Source organism: Rhodanobacter geophilus, from assembly GCF_040812275.1.
Taxonomy (GTDB): Bacteria; Pseudomonadota; Gammaproteobacteria; order Xanthomonadales; family Rhodanobacteraceae; genus Rhodanobacter_A; species Rhodanobacter_A geophilus.
Genome location: NZ_JBFOHL010000013.1, coordinates 99,408 through 117,779 on the forward strand (window position 1 = coordinate 99,408; position 18,372 = coordinate 117,779).

An 18,372-nucleotide genomic window follows, 5' to 3' on the forward strand; every position below is an offset into this window, starting at 1 on the left:
CGCCGTCCGGACAAGGGCGGCGGCCGGGTGTCGTCACCGCACCATCCATCGCAGGAGGCATCCATGCCCTCGTCCACCCGACTCGCCCGCACCATCGCGCTGGCCCTGGCGCTCGCTGCCGGCCCGGCGCTCGCCGGCCAGCTCGACTACTCGTTGTACGGCGGCGTAGAGCACAGCGACAACATCAACCTCAGCAACACGGCGCCGGCAAGCCAGTGGCTGCTGATTCCCGGCTTCGGCTTCGACTACGCCCAGCAGGGCGCCACGCTGCAGGCGCACGTGACCGGCGGGGCGGAATACCGCGACTACCTGGGCGGGAGCTACGCGAACCAGAAGTTCGGCGAACTGGCCGGCCTGGTGAACTGGAGCATGCTGCCGCAGCGGCTGGATTTCGTGGCGCAGGACTACGCCAGCGTGCAACCGATCTCCACGCTGGCCAGCAACGGGCCGGGCAACCAGCAGCAGACCAACGTGCTCACGGTGGGCCCGACCCTGCACTTCAACCTGGGCAGCGCGATGCGCGGCCAGGTTGAGCTGCGCTACATCAACAGCCGCGCCTCGCGTACCACCGAGTTCGACTCCTCGCGCGGCGACGCCGCGCTGCGGCTGATCCGCGACATCTCGCCGACCAGCCAGCTCTCGCTCAACCTGGAGACCCAGCGCGTCGATTTCGACGACACCGGCGAGGTGAACTACAGCCGCGACGGGGCTTTTGTCCGTTACGTGGACAGGCTGGCGCATACGGACCTGGATGTGGCGGCGGGCTGGTCGCACATCCGCCTGGATGGCGGCTACGGTACGGCCACCACGCCGATGGTGAACGCCGGCATCAATTGGCATGCGAGCGCCCGCAACAGCTTCGGGGCCTCCTACACGCGCAATTATTCGGATGCCGCGCAGGATCTCATCAACCTGGCCGAGCCGACGGACACCGCCGCGCCAAGCAGCCCGCCGCTGAGCATCCAGACCGGCGGCGCGGTGATCGGCAGCGGGGTCTATCTGGAACAGCGCCTGGAAGGCCACTACGACTACGCCGGCGACCGCCTCACCGTCAGCCTGTCGCCGTGGTACCGCAAGCTGCATTACGTGGAAGGCTTCCAGCCTGACGAGACCGGACGCGGCGGCGAATTTGGCGTGGATTACCGCCTCAACCCGCGGCTGACGCTGTCGGGCTTCGCCAATTACGAGCGGGAGGACTACACGACGCTGGCGCGCCGCGACACCACGACCAATGTCGGCGTCGCCCTGCGCCAGCTCGTGAACAGCCACTGGTGCTGGCGCCTGTCGGTGGTCGATCAACATCGCACCAGCACCGCCCCGGGCGAGGGCTACCGGGAGACGGAAGTCTACGTCGGGGTCGTCTACCAGCGATGACGCCGGCATCCGAGCCCTGCCAGTTCGGCCGCGACGGAACGCTGATGGGGATGTACCACGGCGTCGCCGGCCACGCGCCGGTGGGCATGCTGCTGTGCCCGCCGCTGGGCCAGGCGCTGATGCGCACCCACCGGATCTACCGCCAGCTGGCCACCGGCCTGGCGGCGCGCGGCATTTGCGCGCTGCGCTTCGATTACCGCGGCAGCGGCGACTCGGCCGGCGACAGCCTGGCGCTGGACTGGCAGCACTGCCTGGCCGACATCCGCAGCGCGGCGGCCGAATTGCGCGTGCGCAGCGGTTGCGCCACGGTGATCGGTTTCGGCGCGCAGCTGGGCGGCAGCCTGGCGCTGGCGGCGGCACCGGCGGTGGGTTTCACGCGGCTGATCCTGTGGGACCCGGTGCTGGACGGCGCACGACACGTGGCCGAGCTCGACGCCTGGCAGGAAGAGCTGCGCAACGATCCGCTGCACTACGCCCGTCCGCGCAGCGCAGCGGACGCGGACGGGCAGTGGCTGGGTTTCCCGGTCAGTCCGCACTGGCGCGCGCAGCTGTCCGCCTGGCGTGCCGAGCCGGCGCGGATACCTGTCCTGATCGTCGATTCGCTGCCCGAAGCGATGGCCGGCGGCTGGTCGCCACTGGTCGAGGCCGGCGCGCAGGTGGCCACCATGCGGCCGGGCACGCACTGGGGCGACCTGCATCGGCTGGAGCATGCCATCCTCGCCCCCGACCTGCTGCGCCTGGTAGGCGAGGCCGTGGAGCAGGCTGCATGATGGCCGAGCGCGCCTTCCGCTTCGGCCGTGCCCGGCATCTGGTGGGCATCGCCGGCCTGCCGCCCGTCGCGCACGGCGCGGTCGGCGTGATCATGCTCAACACCGGCCTGATGCATCGCGTCGGGCCGTTCCGCCTGCACGTGGATCTGACCCGGCGGCTCAATGCGCTCGGCTATCCCACCCTGCGCTTCGACCTGTCCACCATGGGCGACAGCGGCGCCAGCGCGGAAGCCGATTCGCGCGAACAGCAGATCCGCGCCGACGTGGCCGACGCCATGGCGTTGCTCGGGAGCCAGGCCGGCTGCACGCGTTTCGTGCTCATCGGCCTTTGCCGCGGCGCGCAGAGCGCGCACATCGCCGCCTGCACCGAGCCGGGCGTGGCCGGCGCGATCTTCCTGGATGGCTACATCTACCGCACCGCCGGCTTCAAGCTGCGCCACTATCTGCCGCGGCTGCTCAGTCCCGCGCGCTGGCGCGGCTTCTTCGCGCGCAAGCTGCGCCAGGTGGTGGCGCCGGAGGAGACCTCCTTCGGCAGCGTCTATCCGCCGCGGGGACAGGTGCGCGGCGAACTGGCCGCGATGCTCGCGCGCGGACTGAAGCTCTACTTCGTCTACAGCGGCGGCATCGGCGAGCAGTTGAACCATGCGCGCCAGTTCCGCGAATGCTACGGCCACGGCGTGGCCGGTCACCCGGCGCTGCGCATGGACCTGCTCGACGGCACCGACCACACCTACACCCTGGTCTGCGACCGCGAGCGCCTGTTCGATCATGTCGAAGGCTGGTTGCGGCAACAATTCCCGCCGCCGAAGACAGCGCCGGCAGGTTGAGCTACTCCACCGGCGGGCGGGCGGCCGCTGTCGACACGCTGCGCAAACGGTGCGGCGGTGGCGGCAGCTCGAAGTCGCGCCAGTCGCCGGGGTTGCCGCTGCGGCCTGCTTCGGCGGCCTTGATGATGTTGTACATCTCGCGCGCGGTGACGTAGTGCAGCACGTGGTTCGTGCCGTCGTTGTACGTGCGCTCCAGGTGCGCGTGCATGCGCTCGGCCGCCTCGCCCAGCAGGGTGTCCATGTCGCGTTCCTGGGTGCCGTGGGTGTGCACCTTGACGAAGATCCATTCGGGCCGGCCCTCGACGTGGATGCCGGTGCGCACCCAGTGGTCCACGCGCGCCGGGGTGGGCGGGCAGCCGCGGCGCACGTCGGCGTTCTCGATGCGCGGTACCACGCCCAGCCGCCGCTCGCGCCAGTTCAGGCCCAGCGGCCCCTGCACGATCATCAGGTCGCCCGAGGGTTGCCCACCCACGCGCACCGGCACGCCGCTGTCGTGCGACTTCGGCCGCAGCGGATCGTCGGTGGCGTAGTAGATGCTGTTGACCATGCGCGTCTGCGTGTCGCTGGGTGCGGAGGGCAGGGTGAAGTCCGCGTAGCAGCCCAGTTCGCGCAGCAGGATCAGCTCGTTGTTGAGGCCGCACCAGCGGCCGTCGGCGCGCGAATTGTCCAGGCACCAGTTGCCGTGGATGAAGCCGAAGCGCAGCTGGCCGGTTTTCGGGTCGCGCGGCAACGCGCCGTGGCGTTCGTGCAGCAGCTCGTTGAAGCGGGCGATGGTGGCAGTGAAGTTTTCCGGGGTGTCGTTGTCGTGGTGCAGGTGGATCTCGATCTCGCCGTAGCCGTCGGCGCAGAGCGCGGCGAGCTTGTCCAGGTGCTCCTCGACGTATTCCTCCTCCGGGTAGAAGAAGCTGTGCTGCGGCGGGCGGTCGTCGGCGTCGCGGTGGCGGTCGGCCAGCGCGCGGTAGTCGCGGCACCAGCGCTCGACGCGGGCGCGCTGGGTGGCGAGGTCGACCCGGCCCCAGTTCGGCTCGAAGTGGTCGACGAAGCAGAACATCACGTGCACCGGGCCACTGGCCGGGCGCGGCGGCGGGCGCCGGCGCAGGTAGCTGCCCAGCCAGATCTGCATGTTGCGCGAGCGGATCGCCAGCGCCACGGCCGCGACGGCGAGCAGCACCAGCACGGCAAGGATGACGGGCACGACGATCATGGCCGCGTCTCCGGCAGCAGGCCGAGCAACTGCTCGGCGTTGTTGCGCCACTGCCGCTCGCGCACGATGTATTCGCGCGCGGCCGCGCCGACGCGTTGCCGCTCCGCGGGCTGCGCGGCCAGCTCCAGCACGCGCTGCACGCAGGCCTGCAGCTGGCGCTGCGGGAACAGCCAGCCGGTGCGGCCATCGCTGACCACTTCCGCCACCGGCGCATAGTCGGGCGCGACCATGGCGACGCCCATCGCCATGAACTCGAACAGCTTCACCGGCGAGCCGTAGTGGTTGGAGTCGGGCAGCACCGCGTAGTCCATGCAGGCGATCCAGGCGGGGATCTCGTGGTGCGGCACGCGTCCGGGCAGCAGGATGCGGCCGGCCAGGCCGCGGGCCTGCACCAGTGCGCGCACCTCGGGCAGGCTGCGGCCGTCGCCGACCAGCAGCAGCACCAGCTCGGGCGCCTCGTCCAGCCGTGCGGCGACTGCCTCCACGAAACCGTTGACGCCGTGCCAGTGCACGAACGCGCCGACATAGCCGCACACCACCCGACCTGCCACCCCGCGTTCGGCGCGCAGGCGTTCGCGGTCATGCCGTGCCGGATCGAAGCGGGCGAGGTCGGCCGCATTCGGCGAGACCACTGCAGGGGCGATGTCGCCGTAGGCCGCCTCGGCCTGCTGCCTGAAGTAGCTGGAAATGAACACCAGCCCGGTGGCGCGGCGCAGGCACCAGCGCTCGATGCGCCGCGCCAGCGACTTCAGCCACAGCGGGCGCACCCGCTCGACCAGCGCCGAGTCGTTGATCTCCAGGACCACGGGTATGCCGCGCCGCCGCGCCAGCCACACCGTGGCGAACAGGAACAGCGAATAGCGCTCGTAGACCAGCTGCGGCCTGGATCGCGCGAACGCGCGGCGCATGCGCACCAGGGTGACCAGGTTGTAGCCCAGCTCCAGCGCCTCGAACAGCACGCCCGGCATGCGCGAGACCAGGGCGCCGAGGTGGCCGTGTCCCTTGGATCGCACCGCCCTGCCGTGGACCTGTTCCTGCTCCGGATCGGCGCCGGGGAAGGACATCACGCTGACCTCGTGGCCCAGCTCGCGCAAGGCGCCGACCACGCCGCGGATGTGCACGCCCTCGACGTCGCGCCCGCGCGTGCGGTGGTGGTAGAGGATCCTCATGTCGCCACCGCCGGCAGCGCATGCAGGCGGCGCCCCTCTGATTGCCACGCGGGCAGCATGCGCGCGAGGATCTGCGCCGCACGGTCGCTGTCGTCGTGCATCAGCAGCACGTCGCCGTCGGCCGGCGGCCGCTGTTCCAGTCGCGCGGCCAGCTCCGCGGGCGGCTGCGGCTGGTAGTCCAGGCTGTCGTAGGACCAGTAGGCCAGGTTGCGCCCGCGCCGCGCGAAGGCCAGCAGCAGCGGCAGCGACACCACGCCGCGCGGCGGCCGGAAGCGGTACGGGCCGGTGTGATCGAAACCTGCCAGCAGGCGGTCGGTGCGTTCCACTTCGTCCAGCTGCTCGCGCAGGCCGAGTCGGTGGAACAGCGGGTGGCTGTATGAGTGATTGCCCAGGGCGTGGCCCTCCGCCACGATGCGCTCGACCAGCGCGGGGTGCTGTTCGACCCGCTGGCCGACCAGGAAGAAGCTCGCCCGCGCGTCGTGCCTGGCCAGCAGGTCCAGCAGGCGGGGCGTGTGTTGCGGATGCGGGCCGTCGTCGAAAGTGAGATAGAGCGCGCCCGGCTCGCGTGGGCCGCGCACCAGCACCAGGCGTTCGGGCAGCAGGGCCAGCAGCTGCTGGCGCGTGGGCCGGATCCTCATCGCAGCGCCTCCGCCGCGGCACCGCGGCGTGCCGCCTGCTGCAGGATGGCGTCGAGCCGGTCGACATTGGTTTCCCAGCTGAAGCTGCGCGCGTGGTCCGCGATCGCGGCGTGGTCCCAGGCCTGCATCGTCGCTCCGGCCAGCGCTTCGGCCAGCGCGGCGCGGTCGCCGAGCGGCACCAGCCGGCCGGCGTGCGCGGGCACCACCTCGGGAATGCCGCCCACCCGCGTGGCCACCACCGGCGTGCCGCAGGCCATCGCTTCCAGCACCACGTTGGGCACGCCTTCGTTGTGGCTGGGCAGGCACAGCAGGTCGGCGGCGCGGAACCAGTCGGGCAGCGCCTCGTGCGGCATCGCGCCGGCCAGGCGCACCTGCGCCTCGATACCCAGCGTGCGTGCGTGTGCGAGCAACGCGCCGCGGCATGCGCCTTCACCCACGTAGACCAGGCGCGCCTGCGGCTGCGTCGCCGCCATCGCCGCGAAGGCCTCCAGCAGATCGAGGCAGCCCTTGCTCTCCTTCAGGTTGCCGACGTAGAGCAGCAGCGGTCCGCCGCCGTCCTCCAGGCCGAGCCGCGTGCGCGCCGCGGTCCTGTCGCCGGGAGCGAACCGTGTGCCGTCGACGCCGTTGTAGAGCGCATGCACGCGCGCCGCGTCGGCGCCCAGCGCCACCGCCTTGCCGGCCAGCGCGCGGCTCACCGCCACCACCGCGGCGGCGTTGCGCAGGCTCGCGGCGATCTGCGGCCGGCGCAGGGCATGCGTGGCCTGCACGTTGAGGTCGCTGCCGTGCACCTTCACCACGTACGGAATGCCGAGCAGGCGCGCCAGCCAGCCGGCGGCGACCGCATCGGGATAGGCCCAGCTGGCCAGGATGCAGTCGTAGCCGGCCGCGCGCAGCCGCCGGCCGCGCTGCGGCAGCAGCGACAGCAGCCAGCACGCCGCATGCAGTGCGCGGCCCAGCCGCGGCGGACAGACGAACACGAAATGGTCGGTGGCCAGCCCCGGCACCTGCACGTCGCCGCGGCGGCCGTGCAGGCGTTCGCGGAAATCCACCGCGGTCAGCACATGCAGCTCGTGGCGCCGGCCCAGCCGCTCGAACTGCTGGCGGTTGAACGCGCCGCGCAGCGGATCCCAGGGCGTGGGGAACAGGTTGGTCAGCACCAGCACCTTCATGCGGCCGGCCTCCGCGGCTCGTAGAGCGCGGCATAGCGCACCGCCATCGCCTCGAGCGAGCCGCTGGCCTCCATCATCGCGCGGGCGGCGGCTCCGAGACGGGTGGCGTGCTCCGGGTTGCGCAACAGGCCGAGGATCGCCTGCGTCATCGCCTCGACGTCGCGGTCCGGCACGATGGAGCCGGTGACGCCGTGCCGCACGATCTCGCGGTTGCCGCCGACGTCGGTGGCGACGATCGGCAGCGCGGTGGCGGAGGCTTCCAGCAGCGCCATCGAATAGCCTTCGCTCACCGAGGACAGCGCGAACACGTCCAGCCCCTGCAGCAAGTCGCGCACATCGTTGCGGTCGCCGAGGAAATGCACCGCTCCGGCCACGCCTTCGTCGCGCGCGCGGGCTTCCAGTTCCTGCCGCAGGCCGCCGTCGCCGATCAGCAGCAGCGCGCTGCCCGGCAGTTGCGCGTGCACGTGGCGGAAGGCACGGATCAGGCTGGCCTGGTCCTTGGCCCAGTTGAGCCGTCCCACCGTGCCGACCAGGCGCGTCTGCGGCGACAGCCCCAGCGCCTGGCGCAGGCGCTCGCGCGCGGCCGGGGAGGTGACGGTGAAGTCCTGCACGCGCAGGCCGTTCGGCACCACCCGCAGCTTGCGGCGCGGCACCAGGCCATGCTCGATGGCGCCGTTGCAGGCCGCTTCGCAGACCATCGCCACCGCATCGGTGCGGACCAGGCTGGCGCGATAGAGCATTTCGGCGCGGTTCCAGCGTTGCATGCCGCCCATGCCGTGGCGCGTGTTGATGATCCTGCCCACGCCCAGCCCGGGGCTGGCCAGCACCGCCAGGTAGTGCGCCACCGCATTGTGGCTGTGCAGCACCTCGGTGCGGTGGGCACGGATCAGCTGGCGCACGCGCGACAGTGCCTTGAAATCGAAGCCCCTGCGCTTGTCGCAGGCATGCACCGGGATGCCGGCGGCATCCAGCTCGTGCGCCAGCGTGCCGCGCTCGAACAGGCATACCACCTGGCAGCGGTGGCCTTGCTGCTGCTGCAGCCTGACCAGGTCGAGCACGACGCGTTCCAGTCCTCCGCGGTTGAGGTTTTCCACGACATGGGTGATGTTCATCGGTGCATTCAGGCGGGGACGGTGAGGGCGGAGACGGTGACGCGCAGCTTGCCGCTGGGCGTCAGGGGGATGTCGTCGACGATGCGGCAGTCGAGCGCGACGCTGTCGCCGACCACCTTCGCCAGCTCGCGGCGGATGTATGCCATCGAGGCGTCGTCGAAGCGCTCGTCGCAGACCAGCGCCAGCTCGAGCCGGTCGAGCCGGCGCTGCACGAGCTGGAAGCGGCGCAGGCCCGGCACGTCCTTGAGCATGTGCGGGAAGAACTCGCCGGGCAGCAGGTGACCGTCGGGCGTGCGGATCGCGTCCAGCTTGCGGCCGTCCACGTGCGCCAGCAGCGGCAGGCCGCGCCCGCACGGGCAGGTCTCGGCGCCGGCGGTGGCCAGGTCGCCGTTGGCGTAGCGCAGCAGCGGCATGCCGTAGTTGGACAGGTCGGTGAGCAGCACCTCGCCGCTGGCGCCGGTCGTCGCCGCGCCGTGCAGTTCCACCACTAGGTGGTCGGCATTGACGTGCAGGCCGTGCCGTTGCCCGCACTCGGACGCGATCAGCATGACCTCGCGGCAGCCGTAGGTGTTGTAGGCCGGGCAGCCGAACGCGCGCTCGATCAGCTCGCGCTGGAAGTCGTGCAGCGCCTCGGCCGCGCCGAGCACCGACGCCGGCTGCGCCACCTTGCGGCGGTTGTCCAGCAGCCACTGCGCGAGGCGCACCAGCGGCCCCACGTAGCCCACGATCACCTCCGGCCGGTACGCGTCGATGGCGTCGGCGTACTCGCCGAGGTTGGCGTCGGTCATGTGGAAGCTGTTGAGCATCCGGCGCGCGAACGCGGCGTGGTAGAGCCGTTCCTTCAGCTGCTGCAGCGGGCGCGGCTGGCCCACCGCGCCGCCCCACACGAACAGCGTGCGCCGGCCCATGCGCGCGCCGGCCCAGTCGTAGCCGCGCCACATCACGGCGGTGCGCCGCTCGTTGCTCTCGCGGGTGTAGCCGAAGCGCATCGGCTGGCCGGTGGAGCCGCCGGTGGCCTTGTACAGCAGCCGGTCGTGCCAGCCGTCGGCCTTGAACTCGTCGAAGTGCGCGCGGATCTCGTCCTTGCCCAGCACCGGCAGGCGCGCGTAGTCGTCCAGGCTGCGGATGTCCGCCGCCGTGACGCCCAGCTCGCGCCAGCGCCGGCGATACCAGGGCACGTGCTGCTCGCAGTGCCGCAGCAGGCGCTGCAACCGTTCCCACTGCAGGGCGCGGACCTGGTCGGGCGCCAGCCACTGGTCGCGCTCGTAGTCGGCGAGCCAGGCCAGCGTGCGGCGCCGGCGCAGGCCGGTTTCGTAGGCCGGGTAGAGCACCCGGCGGAACACGTGTTCGTAGGCGCTCATGGCGGCTGCCCCGCACGCGCGACCGACCAGTCCAGCAGTCGCCCCAGCAGCAGCGGCCGTCCCGCCGCGAAGCGCAGGTGCAGCCCCTGCAGCTGCTCGATGTCCGCGCGGCTCCAGCAGCGCAGCCACAGCGTGAGCGGCAGGTAGGCCGCGCCCAGCAGCGGTCCGCCCAGCAGCAGGGTCGCCAGCGGCGGCAGGCGCAGCGGCAGCACCAGCGAAGCGACCGCGCCGGCCAGCACGGCGGCCAGCGCGATGCGCGCGAGCCGGCGCCATTCCAGCGGCAGGCCGCCGACGCGCATGCCCAGCAGCAGGTAGGCCGAGGAGCTGACCAGCGCCGCGACAACGATCGCCGCCATCGCCCCGTGCAACCCGAAGTGGCGGATCAGGGTCACGTCCATGGCGATCTTGAACACGCCGAACAGCAGGGTCAGGGCCAGGATCACGTGCTGGCGGTCGGCGCTCACCAGCAGGCTGGTCGCGCCCTGCGCCGAGGTGTTCAGCGCGCTGGCCAGCATGCACAGCGCGAACACCGGCGCGGCGGCGGCGTAGGCCGCGCCGTACAGCAAGCCGATCACCGCGGCGGCGAAGCAGGCGCCGAACACCACCACCGGCGCGCCGAGCAGGGCCAGGTACGAGGTCACCGCCACGAAGCGGCGGCCGCCCTCGGCGCGTCCCTCGCTCAGCGCCTTCGCCATCATCGGCAGCAGCACCGCGCTGAACACGCCCGGCACCAGCAGCATGATGCCGCTGGCCAGCTGGTACGCCACCTTGAAATAGCCCGCCGCGGCGGCGCTGGCGAACATGTTGAGGAACAGGATCTCCACGTCGCTGGCGATCAGGAAGCTCACGATGATGGTCAGCGAGACGATGCGCAGGTGCCGGCGGATGCGTAGCAGCAGCTCCGCCGGCAGGCTGCCGATGCGCGGCAGCGGCGCCAGCAGCCGGTGCACCTGGTACTGCGAGGCGAGCAGGAACACCGCGCTGGAGATCGCGTACATCACCACGAACCACAGGATGTCGCCATGCAGCAGCATCGCGCTGACCACCAGCACCAGGTTGGTCGGCGCGGCCACCAGGGTGATCCGGGCGGTCGCGTCGAAGGCCTCGAAACCCTTGGCGATCGCCACGTTGAACATGTACGGCGCGCGCATGCCCACCGCGGCCGCGAGCAGCACGAATTCCGGCGTGCCAAGCTCGGCGGCATAGCGGTGCCCGAGCAGCGCGAACAGGACCAGGCCGATGCCCAGCACCACCAACAGGTGCCAGCGCTGCACCCCACGCATGTAGGCGAGCATCGGCCGGATCATTTCCGGTTGCCGGCTGCCGCGCAGCTCGGCGACGAACTTGATCACGCCGGTGGTGATGCCCGAATTGGTCACCACGATGCCGATCGCCGCGAACCAGATGAACAGCCCGTAGATGCCGTAGTGGCGGGGTCCCAAGTGGCGCGCGATGAGCACCGCGCAGACCATGCCGAGGAAGTACTCGACATAGATCCCCAGCGAGGAGAACAGCGTGTTGCGCAGGGCGAGCGAGCGTGGGTTCATGACATTCGCAGCAGCACGGCCACCAGCACGTAGAGCGCCGCCACGACCACCAGCGCGATCGGTGGCCAGCGCCAGCCGCTGACCGAGAGGGTGAAACGCGGCAGCGCATCGTGGCGTTTGCGCATGCTGGCGTAGTGGCCCGCCACGATCGCGGCCAGCGTGTAGAGCATGATGTTGTAGCTGCGGCTGAGGAAGAACGCGGCCGTGAAGAAGCCGCACAGCGCGCAGAACAGGGTCAGCGACAAGGCCTGCTCGGCCCGGGCCTGGCGATCCGCCGCCGCCTCCGCCGGGTTCGCCGCAGTCCCCGAACCGCCGGTCGCGGCAGCCTGTCGGCGCACCGCGACGGGCCGGCGCTCAGCCACGCCGGCACCGGCGGGCAGCGCCAGCGCCAGGCGCGCCTGCGGACGCACCACCGCCACCGCGCGCACCGTGGCCTGCGCCGCCTTCGCCAGGCCGGACTGCAGGCGCAGCAGCCGCCACATCATCCAGAAGCAGTAGCCGACGAAGGCCAGCCAGGCCATGAAGCCCAGGAAACCCGTCTCGGCCAGCACCAGCACGAAGGAGTTGTGCGCGGTCAGCGGGTTGTAGTCGGTGAAGTTGCCGAAGCCCACGCCGAGCAGCGGATGCGTCTTGAACATGTCCAGCCCCTCGTACCACGCATCCACGCGGCCGAAGGCGGACTCCTCGTCCGGGTCCAGGTCGTTCATGCGCGTGGACGGCATCAGCATCAGTCCGACCAGGCCGACGAAGCCCAGCGACCCGGCGGTCAGCAGGCCACGCTTCTGCCACAGCCAGACCCCGCCCATCATCAGCACCGCCAGCTGGGTGCCGCGCGACTTGGTCAGGTAGACGCCGACCAGCAGCAGCAGCGCGCCGAGGCGCCAGAACCAGCGGCCGAGGAAACCGGCGCGCGAGGCGAGGCAGAGCACCATCGGCAGCGCCATCACGAACAGCAGGCCGAGGTCGTTGGGATCGTTGAAGATGCCCACGTAGCGGATGCGCCCGTCCTCGCCCAGGGTCATCCCGGTCCAGCCCACGCCGTGCTCGGCCTGCTGCACGCTGTGCAGGGCCAGCACCATCGCGCACGCCCCGATCACGGCGAACGTGGTGGCAGTGCGGCGCGGGTCGTCGACGGCGCTGGCCAGCACGAAGAACACGATCAGCGAGGGCCCCATCTGTTCGAGCACGTAGGCCGTGCCGCCGGTCCAGCCACTGGCCACCTCCGAGGCCATCGCGATCAGCACGAACACCGGCAGCAGCAGGAACTGCGGCGAGCCGGGCGTGCGCGCACCGCGCAGCAGCCAGCCGACGAAGGCCAGCAACAGGGTGACCGACATCACCGGCAGGGCCGCCATGCCCGGCAGGAAGTCCTGCGGACGGACGATCGCGAAGCCCAGATAGACGAGGATCAGCAGGAACATGCAAGCCACCTGCGGGATGCCCCTGCCTCCGGGCCGCGGCCCGCTGTCGCCGGATCGATCCGGCTGCATCGAATGCTCACCACAGGTGCAGCCTCCGGTTGCGCGCGAACGCCAGCAGCGCCTGCGCGGCGAACAGGTTGAGATAGCAGAAGGCCGTCAGCAGCCGTATCGGCAGGCGCCCGCCCAGCGCCGGCAGCAGGCGTCCCGCCACCACCGCGGCCAGCGCCGCGGCCAGCGCCAGCGCGGTCATCGCGAACAGTACATGATGCGCCGCCAGCAATGCCGTCGAGAGCGCGAGCGCCAGCAGCAGCCACGGCGCCAGCAGGCGCAGCAGCTTGTGGCTGACGAAGCGGAACCACAGCGGATTGCGCCAGGGCAGCAGCAGCCATGGCGCCAGCTGGACCAGCTGGTAGTTGCCGGCCAGCGTGCGGATCTTGCGGCGCTGCTCCTCGCGCGGCTGCTGGGAGGTGCCGTCCCAGGCCACTGCCATCGGCTCGTACACCACGCGCCATCCGGCCGCGGCCACCTGCATCGGCACCAGCACGTCGTCCAGCACGGTGCCCGGCGGCAGCGGACGGAACAGTTCGCGCCGCATCGCGTAGAGCGCGCCGCTCACACCCACCGCGGAGCCCGAACGGCTCTCGCTGGTGCGGACCAGGGTCTCGTAGCGCCAATACGCGTCGATGCCGTGGGCAAAGCCGGTCTGCGCGTCGAACAGGCGCAGCTGGCCACCCGCCGCGCCCACGCCCGGATCGCCAAGATCGGCGACCAGCCGGCGCAGCGCGTCCGGTTCCAGCCGCTGGCGCACGTCGGTCATCAGCAGCACCTCGCCGCGCGCCTGCGCCACCGCGTCGTTGAGGCAGGCGGCCTTGCCGCGCCGCTCGGCGAACTCCAGCACGCGGACGTGCGCATCGCCCGGCTGCCGGCAGCGCGCCGCGCTGTCGTCGCGGCAGCCGTCGCAGGCCACCACGATGTCGAGCAGCGCGGGGGGGTAGTCCAGCGCGAGCAGGTTGGCCAGCTTGGCCTGCACGTGCGCGGCGCCATCGTGCACGGCGAGCACCACGGTGACATGTGGCGTCCACACGCGCCGCTGCACCGGGCGCGGCCGCCAGCGCGCCAGCGCGAGCATCCACAATGGGTAGCCCACGAAGACGTGCACGAGGCCCAGCGCCGACACGGCAAAGACCAGCACGGCCAGCCCGGTCATCGTCGCGCTCCCGCGTCGATCGCCATGCGCGACATCAGGCCCACCCCAGGCGCCGGCGCAGCCGCTGCAGCAGCGAGTCCGGCGCATCGGTCGTGGACGGCGGTTCCGGTAATTCGCAGGCGAGCATCGCCAGCGTGCCGGAAGCCACGTCGAGCAGATGCAGCCGCACCGAGGTTTCCCGCTGCACGCGCGCCACCATCTCCACCGCCAGCAGCGAGTGGCCGCCCACGTCGAAGAAGGTGTCGTCGGCGCCCACCTGCGCCACGCCGATCAGTTCGCGCCAGATCGCGGCCAGGTAGGCCAGGCGCGGATCGGCCAGCTCGCCCGCCGATGCCCGCATGCCGTGCGACGCGGCCATGCGCGGTCGCGGCAAGGCCTTGCGGTCGATCTTGCCGTTCGGGGTCTTGGGCAGGACGTCCAGTTGCTCGATGTGCTGCGGCTGCATGTAGATCGGCAACTGCCGGTGCAGGCGCGCACGCAGGCGTTCGGGCAGTCCGTCGTCCGTCGTCGCGGTCACGTACAGCACCAGGCGCACGTCGTTGTCACCGAAGCTGCGTGCCACCGCGACGCACTCGCGTACTCCCGGTTCGGCGGCCGCCGCCGCCTCGATGTCGCCCGGCTCGATGCGGTAGCCGCGGATCTTGATCTGATCGTCCGCGCGGCCGCTGAAATACAGCTGGCCGTTGCGCCAGTAGCCGCGGTCGCCGGTGCGGTACATGCGGCCGCCGGCGAAGGGATCGTCCACGAAGCGTTCGGCGGTGAGGTCGGGACGGTGCAGGTAGCCGTCCGCCACGCCGTCGCCGGCGATCCAGATCTCGCCGACCACGCCCGGCGGCACCGGCTGGCCGCGCTCGTCCAGCACGTAGATGCGGGTGTTGGCGATCGGCTGGCCAAGCGGGATCGGTTCCGTGCCCGGTTCGATGCGCGCCACCGAGGACCAGATCGTGGTCTCGGTGGGGCCATAGAGGTTCCACAACTCGCGGCAGTGCCCGGCCAGCGAGCGCGCCAGCGACAACGGCATCGCCTCGCCGCCCACGAACAGGCGCAGCTCGCGCACCACGTCCTCGCGGCCGATGCCCTGCAGCAGGCGCAGCAGCGAGGGCGTGGTCTGCAGCACCGTGCAGCCGCTCTTCGCCATCAGTTCGTACAGCACGGGCGGATCGCCATGCTCGGCGGCGGTGGCGATCACCATGCGACCGCCGCTGACGAGCGGCAGGTACAGTTCCAGCCCGGCGATGTCGAACGACAGCGTGGTGACCACGCACAGCGTGTCGCCGGTGCCGTAGCCCGGCCGCTCGCGCATGCTCTCGAGGAAGTTGACCAGGTTGCGGTGCAGGATGCGCACGCCCTTGGGCTGGCCGGTGGAGCCGGAGGTGAACAGCACATAGGCCAGGTCGTCGCCGCGCACGGGCGGCAGCGTCGCTTCGTCCGATGCCTCGGCGGCCAGCTCGCCGACCACGAGGCACTCGCGCCCGGTGGTCAGCACTGGCGGCGGTTGCAGGGCGGCCGTGACCAGCAGGTGGCGCAAGCCGGCATGTTCGGCCATGTAGCCGAGCCGCTCCTGCGGGAACTCCGGGTCCAGCGGCACGTAGGCGGCGCCGCTGCGCAGGATGCCCAGCACCGCGACCAGCATGTCCAGGCTGCGCGGCACGTACACGCCGAGCAGGTCGCCGCGGCCGATGCCGCGGCGCGCCAGTGCCTGTGCCAGCGCGCGCGTGCGCCGTTCGAGCGCGGCGTAGTCCAGCGCATCACCGCCACATTCGGCGGCGATGCGCTCCGGCGTGCGCTGCGCCTGTGCCGTGATCAACGCCGGCAGCCCGAGGCTGCGATCATAGTCGCGTGCGGTGTTGTTCCATCCGTGAAGCACCTGGGCGCGCCCGGCCGCGTCGAGCAAGGGCAGCTCGCCGAGTTGCAGCAGCGCCGGATCGTGCGCATCCGCGAAGGCTTCCAGCACGGTGACGTAGTGGCCCAGCCAGCGTTGCAGCGTGGCGGCGTCGAAGCGGGCGGCCGTGCCGTGGAGATCGATGGCCAGCGCATCGCCTTCCGGCGCGACGCATGCCTGCAGCTCGCCCGGCAGCGCGACGCGCCCGCCATCGAGCACGCGGTGCTGCAGGCCGGCGAAGGCGAATTCCGGCATGCCCGGATCGAACTCGAACGAGACGTCGGTGAGGGCGGCTTCAGCGCCGCGCCGATGCAGGTCGAGTGCACGCAGCAGGCCCATCACGGTGACCTGGCCGTGCGTCTCGGCATCGCGCAGCGCGCCGGCGACGTGCGCAAGCAGCCCGGCCACGTCCTGCGCCGGTTCGACGTTCAGGCGCACCGGCAAGGTGTGCAGCGGGCCGCCTTGTGCGCTGACCGGCACGCCAACGGCGAAGTCGCGCTGTCCGCTCATGCGCATGAGGAAGGCCGCATAGCCGGCGAACAGCAGCTCGTGCAGCGCCACGTCGCAGCGCTGCGCCAGCTGCCGCAGGGCGGCGACCGTGTGTGCCGGCAGCACGCGCCGTGCGCCCACCGCATCGAATTGTGGCCGCGCCGGCGCCGGACGGTCGGCGGGCAGGGTCAGCGGATCGGGCAGCGCGGCATAGCGCGAGCGCCACCAGGCGATCGCTTCGGCGGGCGCCTCCTCGCAGGACTGCAGCCATGGCGCCGGAGCCAGCGTTGCCGCCGGCTCCCGGGCCGCCGCCAGCTCGCCATAGCAGTGCGCGAGTTCGGCCAGCAGGCGTCCGGTCGCGCGGTGGTCGAGCACAAGTTCATGCGCATGCAGCAACAGTGCATGGCGATCCTCGTCCAGGCGCACCAGTTCCAGTTGCAACAGCGGTGGCACGGCCGGGTCGAACGGCGTGCGCAGGCGCGCCTGCATGTGCGCGGCGAGATGCGTTTCCGCCGCCGCGACATCCGGTGAGAAATCGTACTGCGTCCACGGCAGCGGCAGGCCATCGTGCACGCGCTGCGTGTGGCCGTCGGCCGACAGCCCGATGCGCAGGCCGGCATGCCGCCGCCACAACCAGGCGGCAGCCCGTTCCAGCGCGGCGACCTGCAGCGGGCCGTCCAGCCTCACCACGGTGAGGCGGGTGAGCGCCATCGCGGCGCCATCGCCGTACTGGCCGGTCAGCCATTGCTCTTTCTGGATTTCGCTCAGCGGAAAAGCGGGGCCGGCGTCTGGCTCCGTGTGTCGACCATCATGGATGTCGTTCATGCGGGTTCCTGTTTCGAGCAATCCCCTGTCGAATGCTCATTGACCGAAACGGTGTCGTCATTGGGGTGATCGCACTCCGTGATGGTGATTGGCGTGATGGCGCTGCTGCGCTTCGGCGTCTTGCATCAGCGCAACCCCAGCAGTCGTTGCAGGCGATGCCCGAAATGGCCGTTCCGCCCGGCCGCAGTGGGTGCGGGCAGTTGGCCGGCCAGCGCGGCCAGCGTGCTGCTGGCGATGTCCAGCAGGTTCAGCCGCACGCCGGTCTCGCGCTGCACGCGCGCGGCCAGTTCCACCGCCAGCAGCGAGTGGCCGCCCACGTCGAAGAAGTTGTCGTGCGGCGCCACGGTGGCCACCCCGATCAGCTCGCGCCACACCTGGCCCAGATACCGGCGGCGCGGGTCGCTGTCCTCGGTGCGCGGCACCGTATCGCGATCGTCCGTGGCCGCCACGGGCAGCGGCAGCGCCTTGCGGTCGAGCTTGCCGTTGGGCGTCTGCGGGAACGCTTCCAGCCGTACGAGGTGCTGCGGCCGCATGTAGCCGGGCAGTTGTGCCTGCAGCGCGCTGCGCAGACGCGGCAGCAGCGTGGCTTCCGCCTCGGCGGCGGCCACGTAGAGCACCAGGCGCTGGTCGTTGGCGCCGAGTTCGCACACCACGGCGGCGGCGTCGGCCACCGCGGCATCCTCGCGGGCGATGGATTCGATCTCGCCGGGTTCGATGCGGAAGCCGCGGAGCTTGATCTGGAAGTCGGCGCGGCCGAGGTGTTCGAGGGAGCCGTCGGGATGCCAGCGGCCGCGGTCGCCGGTGCGGTAGAGGCGGGCGCCGGGTTCGCCGGAGAAGGGGTCGGCGACGAAGCGCTCGGCAGTCAGCTCCGGCCGGTGCAGATAACCCAGCGCCACGCCGGCGCCGCCGATCCACAACTCGCCCGGCACGCCCAGCGGGCAGGGCTGGCGCCGTTCGTCCAGCACCCACACGGTGGTGTTGGCGATCGGCGTGCCGATGCGGACCGGCCGGTCCTTTTCCAGCTTCGCGCAGGTCGACCACACCGTGGTCTCGGTGGGGCCGTAGAGATTCCACACCTCGCCGCAGCGCGGCAGCAGCGCCGCCGCCAGGTCCGGCGCCAGCGCCTCGCCGCCGCACAGCGCGCGGAAGGAAGCGCCGCCCTGCCAGCCGGCCTGCAGCAGCATGCGCCAGGTGGCCGGGGTGGCCTGCATCAGCGTGATGGCGTGCTGGGCCAGCAAGGCTTGCAGCGCCTCGCCATCCATCGCCTGCTCGCGCGAGGCCAGCACCACTTCGCCACCCACGCCGAGCGGGCCGAGCAGTTCCAGCACCGCGATGTCGAAGGACAGCGTGGTGACCGCCAGCAGGCGGTCGTCGGCG

Annotated in this window: 14 protein-coding genes; 3 read left to right on the plus strand and 11 right to left on the minus strand. The window is 71.4% G+C overall.

The window, feature by feature from the left end:
- Positions 1-63: 63 nt before the first annotated feature.
- The 3 genes from ABQJ56_RS14340 to ABQJ56_RS14350 are packed head-to-tail and all read left to right on the plus strand — an operon-like array spanning position 64 to position 2,971.
- The gene (locus tag ABQJ56_RS14340) at positions 64-1,374 is read left to right on the plus strand and encodes a surface lipoprotein assembly modifier (RefSeq protein WP_367845696.1); all 1,311 of its coding nucleotides are present in this window, start codon (positions 64-66) and stop codon (positions 1,372-1,374) included.
- A gap of 44 nt (positions 1,375-1,418) precedes the next feature.
- Positions 1,419-2,144, plus strand: coding sequence for an alpha/beta fold hydrolase (locus tag ABQJ56_RS14345; protein WP_367845697.1), 726 nt, complete (start codon positions 1,419-1,421; stop codon positions 2,142-2,144).
- Positions 2,141-2,971 (plus strand): alpha/beta fold hydrolase, encoded by an 831-nt coding sequence (locus tag ABQJ56_RS14350; RefSeq protein ID WP_367845698.1) that lies wholly within the window; start codon positions 2,141-2,143, stop codon positions 2,969-2,971. The genes ABQJ56_RS14345 and ABQJ56_RS14350 overlap by 4 nt, the downstream gene beginning before the upstream one ends.
- Before the next feature lies 1 nt (position 2,972).
- On the opposite strand, the gene ABQJ56_RS14355 is transcribed toward ABQJ56_RS14350, so the two are convergent.
- From ABQJ56_RS14355 to ABQJ56_RS14405, 11 genes are all read right to left on the minus strand, one after another.
- A complete protein-coding gene (locus ABQJ56_RS14355) occupies positions 2,973-4,175 on the minus strand; it encodes a hypothetical protein (protein ID WP_367845699.1) in 1,203 nt (400 codons plus the stop codon).
- On the minus strand, positions 4,172-5,344 hold the full coding sequence (locus ABQJ56_RS14360; RefSeq protein WP_367845700.1) for a glycosyltransferase family 4 protein: 1,173 nt from the start codon (positions 5,342-5,344) through the stop codon (positions 4,172-4,174). The genes ABQJ56_RS14355 and ABQJ56_RS14360 overlap by 4 nt, the downstream gene beginning before the upstream one ends.
- On the minus strand, positions 5,341-5,982 hold the full coding sequence (locus tag ABQJ56_RS14365; protein WP_367845701.1) for a polysaccharide deacetylase family protein: 642 nt from the start codon (positions 5,980-5,982) through the stop codon (positions 5,341-5,343). The genes ABQJ56_RS14360 and ABQJ56_RS14365 overlap by 4 nt, the downstream gene beginning before the upstream one ends.
- Positions 5,979-7,151: a glycosyltransferase gene (locus ABQJ56_RS14370; RefSeq protein ID WP_367845702.1), complete on the minus strand. Its 1,173-nt coding sequence runs from the start codon at positions 7,149-7,151 to the stop codon at positions 5,979-5,981. Before ABQJ56_RS14370 ends, ABQJ56_RS14365 begins: the two co-directional genes overlap by 4 nt.
- Positions 7,148-8,263: a glycosyltransferase gene (locus tag ABQJ56_RS14375; protein WP_367845703.1), complete on the minus strand. Its 1,116-nt coding sequence runs from the start codon at positions 8,261-8,263 to the stop codon at positions 7,148-7,150. The genes ABQJ56_RS14370 and ABQJ56_RS14375 overlap by 4 nt, the downstream gene beginning before the upstream one ends.
- 8 nt (positions 8,264-8,271) lie before the next feature.
- On the minus strand, positions 8,272-9,624 hold the full coding sequence (locus ABQJ56_RS14380; protein ID WP_367845704.1) for a phenylacetate--CoA ligase family protein: 1,353 nt from the start codon (positions 9,622-9,624) through the stop codon (positions 8,272-8,274).
- Positions 9,621-11,171, minus strand: a complete 1,551-nt coding sequence (locus tag ABQJ56_RS14385; protein WP_367845705.1) for an oligosaccharide flippase family protein — start codon at positions 11,169-11,171, stop codon at positions 9,621-9,623. The genes ABQJ56_RS14380 and ABQJ56_RS14385 overlap by 4 nt, the downstream gene beginning before the upstream one ends.
- The gene (locus tag ABQJ56_RS14390; RefSeq protein WP_367845706.1) at positions 11,168-12,592 is read right to left on the minus strand and encodes an O-antigen ligase family protein; all 1,425 of its coding nucleotides are present in this window, start codon (positions 12,590-12,592) and stop codon (positions 11,168-11,170) included. Before ABQJ56_RS14390 ends, ABQJ56_RS14385 begins: the two co-directional genes overlap by 4 nt.
- A 76-nt stretch (positions 12,593-12,668) precedes the next feature.
- Positions 12,669-13,799 (minus strand): glycosyltransferase family 2 protein, encoded by a 1,131-nt coding sequence (locus ABQJ56_RS14395; RefSeq protein ID WP_367845707.1) that lies wholly within the window; start codon positions 13,797-13,799, stop codon positions 12,669-12,671.
- A gap of 34 nt (positions 13,800-13,833) precedes the next feature.
- Positions 13,834-16,995 carry a non-ribosomal peptide synthetase gene (locus tag ABQJ56_RS14400; protein WP_367845708.1) on the minus strand — a complete coding sequence of 1,054 codons (3,162 nt, stop codon included), beginning with the start codon at positions 16,993-16,995 and terminating at the stop codon, positions 13,834-13,836.
- Between the two features lie 125 nt (positions 16,996-17,120).
- A partial coding sequence (locus ABQJ56_RS14405; protein ID WP_367845709.1) for a non-ribosomal peptide synthetase occupies positions 17,121-18,372 on the minus strand: 1,252 nt, incomplete at its 5' end.